Annotated in this window: 4 protein-coding genes; all 4 read left to right on the top strand. The window is 63.0% G+C overall.

Features of this window, described 5'->3' with window-relative positions:
* On the top strand, window positions 1-1,100 hold a 1,100-nt coding region (locus H5T60_12600; protein ID MBC7243270.1), incomplete at its 5' end, for a DUF362 domain-containing protein.
* A complete protein-coding gene (locus H5T60_12595; GenBank protein MBC7243269.1) occupies window positions 1,084-1,944 on the top strand; it encodes an MBL fold metallo-hydrolase in 861 nt (286 codons plus the stop codon). The genes H5T60_12600 and H5T60_12595, both read left to right, overlap by 17 nt.
* Window positions 1,945-2,010: 66 nt before the next feature.
* The gene (locus H5T60_12590; GenBank protein MBC7243268.1) at window positions 2,011-3,546 is read left to right on the top strand and encodes a sugar ABC transporter ATP-binding protein; all 1,536 of its coding nucleotides are present in this window, start codon (window positions 2,011-2,013) and stop codon (window positions 3,544-3,546) included.
* 18 nt (window positions 3,547-3,564) lie between these two features.
* A partial coding sequence (locus tag H5T60_12585; protein MBC7243267.1) for an ABC transporter permease occupies window positions 3,565-3,892 on the top strand: 328 nt, incomplete at its 3' end.

Raw genomic sequence — 3,892 nt, 5'->3', positions numbered from 1 at the left:
GCATCCCCAGCGACCCGCGGGTGGTCGAGGCCTTGATGCGCCTGATCCGCGATGAGACCAACCCGCGTGAGCTGATCGTGGCGGACCGCAGTTCCATCGGTGCAGATACCGCCGAGGCGTTCGAGGTGACCGGCGTCAAGCGGGCGGCCCTGCGCGGTGGGGCAGACCGGGTCCTTCCGCTGGAGCAGGACGAGCGCATTCCGGTACAGGTTCCCCATGCGCGCGTGCTGGATAAGCCGGTCTATCTCTCGAAGACCATGCTGGAAGCGGATACCCTGATTTATCTGGCGAAGATGAAGGTGCACAAGCTGACCAACATCACCCTCACCATGAAGATGAATCAGGGGAGCCTGGACTGGTACGACGCCATCCGCAATCATCGGGCGGACATGCATCAGAAGATGGTGGACATGCTGAAGGTGATGCGGCCGCAGTTGGCGCTGATCGATGGCCTATGGCCCATGCAGGGGCAGGGGCCTGGCTCGCCCTTCCCGGAGGACCTGATCAAGGATTTCAACGTCATCATCGCCGGCAAGGACCCCGTCGCCGTCGACACCGTCGGCGCCACTATTATGGGCTTTGATGCCAGGCATGAGATCGCTATGCTGCGCGAGGCCGAGATTGAGGGCCTGGGGGTGGCGACCCTGGAGAATATCGAGGTGCTGGGCACGCCCATCGAGAAGGTGAAGCGCCATTTCCGTCGCGGCAACATCCACCTGATTGGGCTGGACCCGCGCATCGAGGTCTACATGGGCGGTGCATGCGACGGCTGTCTGCACTTCACCCGCACGGGGCTGGACACGTACCTCGCCAACCCGAAGCTATTGGAAGGGGTGGAAAAGATCACGATTATCATCGGCTCCAACGCCGCCGTCCCCGAGCACCTGGAGCACAACCCGCCCAAATCCTACGTGTTCGTGGTGGGGGACTGCACCAGCGTCCATAAGGACAAGGGCATCTTCTTCCCGGGCTGTGCCTCCACCAGTCTGCACCGCACCTTCTTCCCTGGAAAGACGGATGAGGAAATCCTGAACAACTATTGGCATGTTCAGCCCAAAGGACCGAGCTTCGAGGGGTTCCCCCATGCCGAGAATCGTTGAGCTTGGCCGGCATGTCTTCCCGGTTCGCCTGCCCTTCGTCCTCCCGATTCGCGAAGGGGTCGAGGCACAGCGTTTTGTCACCACGTACATTGTGGTTGGTGAACGGGGGGCCTGTGTGGTGGACACTGGCGCCGCCGGCTCCCAGGAACACCTGGTGCGGACGCTCCAGGAGCTGGGGCTGACGCCAGCGGACGTGCGGCTGGTCATCAACACCCATGAGCACGGAGACCACATCGGCGGCAACGCTTTTTTCGAAGAATGGGCGCATCCTGACTTCGCCTGCCACGAGGCCGCGGTGCGCTGGGTCGAGGACCTGGAGGCCCAACAGCGCGAGCGCCCCATTTACCAGTTCGAGCGGTTGGTGAACCGATCGGTGCGCATCACGCGCGTCCTGCAGGATGGGGACGAGATTGATCTGGGCGGGACCACCCTGCGGGTGATTTTCACGCCGGGGCATTCCCCTGGCTCCATATCGCTCTTTTGCCCCCAGGAGGGGGTACTCATCACCGCGGATGCGCTCCAGCCGGTGGGGGGACTGCCGCTGTACATGGATCCGCGGAAGGCCGTGGAGTCCCTGCGCCGGCTGGCCGGCATGCCGGGGGTGCATGTGCTGTACAACTCCCATCGGGAGGAGCCGCTTACCGGGCCGGAGATCCCGCGGGCATTGAAAGAGAGCATCCACTACATAGAGCGGGTGGGGGAGCTGGCGGAGGAGGCGCGGCGCCGGCTGGGAGAGGGTGCCGCGCCGGAGGAAATCACGCGGGAGGTGCTGTTGGCACTGGGCCTCAACCCGCCGCCCGTGATGCCGCTCACCATCATCAGCGTGACCTCGCATTTTCGCTGACGGCAGTTTGGTCGAGGAGCAGGATAGCAACGAGTTTTCGCCCAACAGCGCGCAGGAGAGCCTGGTATGAATGGGAAGGAAGCCATCAAACCGTTTCTGGAGATGCGCGGTATCGTCAAGCAGTTTCCTGGCGTGTTGGCTCTGAACCGGGTGGATTTTGATCTACGGCCGGGAGAGGTCCATGTTTTGCTGGGGGAGAACGGCGCCGGCAAATCCACCCTGATCAAAATCCTTTCGGGTGTGCACACTGCGGACGAGGGGGAGATCCTGCTCGACGGCCGGCCAGTGCACATCCGTACTCCGCACGATGCCAAAGCGCTGGGCATCAGCACCATCTTTCAAGAGTTCACGCTGGTGCCGGATATGAGCGTGGCCGAAAATATCTTCCTCGGCCGCTTTCCCAGCCTGCCCGGGGCCGCCGGCTTCGTGGATTGGAAGAGGATGCGGGAGGAATCGGCGGCGCTCCTGCGCTCTTTGAACGTGGAGGTGGACCCCCGCATCCCCGTGCGACAGCTCGGTGTGGCCAAACAGCAGATGGTCGAGATTGCCAAGGCGCTGTCCATGCAAGCGCGCATCATCGTCATGGATGAGCCGACGGCGGCGCTGGCCTCAGCGGAGATCGAGCAATTGTTCCGCACCATCCGCGAGCTGAAGGCGCGCGGCGTGGCAGTCATCTACATCTCGCACCGGTTGGAGGAGGTGCGGCATATCGGTGATCGGGCAACGGTGCTTCGGGATGGGGAGAAGATCGGCACGGTCCCGCTGGCCACTACCAGTATTGACGAGCTGATCCGGATGATGGTGGGCCGCGAGCTGAAGGAGAAGTTCCCCAAGGTGGAAGTGCCGCGCGGCGAGGAAATTTTGCGGGTAGAGCACTTGAGCCGGCCAGGCGTCCTGCATGATATCAGCTTCAACCTGTTTCGGGGGGAAATCCTGGGCATCGCCGGCCTGGTCGGCGCCGGCCGCACGGAGCTGGCGCGCGCCATCTTCGGCGCGGATCCCATCTCGGAAGGACGCGTCCTGGTGAAAGGTCAGCCGGTGCAGATCTCCAGCCCGCGAGATGCCATTCGGCACGGCTTGGCGCTCCTGCCAGAGGACCGTAAGCGGCACGGTCTGGTGCTGGGCATGACAGTCGCCGGCAACATCACCATCACCATGCTGGATCAGTTCACCCGGGCCGGCGTCATGGATTTGCGCAAGGAGAGGAGCCTGGCCCAGCAATTCGTGGAGAGGATTCGCATCGCGACCCCCTCGCTGGATCGCGAGGTGCGCTACCTCAGCGGCGGCAACCAGCAGAAGGTGGTGGTGGCCAAATGGGTGGGGGCACAGGCGGACATCTTCCTGTTCGATGAGCCGACCCGCGGGATTGATGTGGGTGCCAAAGTGGAGGTGTACCACCTGATGAATGAACTGGTGCAGAAGGGCGCCGGCGTCATCATGATTTCCTCGGAGCTTCCGGAGATCCTGGGCATGAGCGACCGCATCCTGGTGATGCGCGCCGGCCGCATCTGCGGCATGTTCCACCGCTCCGAAGCAACGCCGGAACGCATCCTGGACGCGGCCATTTCGGGTGAGCCGGTATACGCATGTATGGGAGCCTGACACCATAGGGGGAGGAAGATGGCCACTGTAGAGACCGAGAGCAAAAAAGAGCGTCGCACACTGTCCCTGACCCGATGGGTGCCGTGGGGGCGCATTGGCTTGCCGTTGGTGATCGTCTTGATGGGCGTGTTCTTTGGAGCCATCAACCCGAATTTCTGGACCATGACCAACCTGACCAACGTGGCCCGGCAGGTGTCCATCCTGGCGTTGATCTCCGTGGGGGAGACCTTCGCCATTTTGAGCGCCGGCATTGACCTGTCGGTCGGCTCCTTGCTGGCCATTGTCAGCGTCATCTGTGCCCAGACGATGCTGGAGTATGGGGTGGCCGCCGGCATCCTGGCCGGCA

This window comes from Anaerolineae bacterium (assembly GCA_014360855.1).
Classification (GTDB): Bacteria; Chloroflexota; Anaerolineae; order JACIWP01; family JACIWP01; genus JACIWP01.
The sequence above is the reverse complement of the archived record's forward strand: the minus strand, read 5'-3'. Positions and strand labels throughout refer to the sequence as shown.

Bases quoted from the DNA above. Each gene is read 5' to 3' on its own strand.
- H5T60_12595 (MBC7243269.1), top strand. From the start codon at position 1,084: ATGCCGAGAATCGTTGAGCTTGGCCGGCATGTCTTCCCGGTTCGCCTG.
- H5T60_12590 (MBC7243268.1), top strand. From the start codon at position 2,011: ATGAATGGGAAGGAAGCCATCAAACCGTTTCTGGAGATGCGCGGTATC.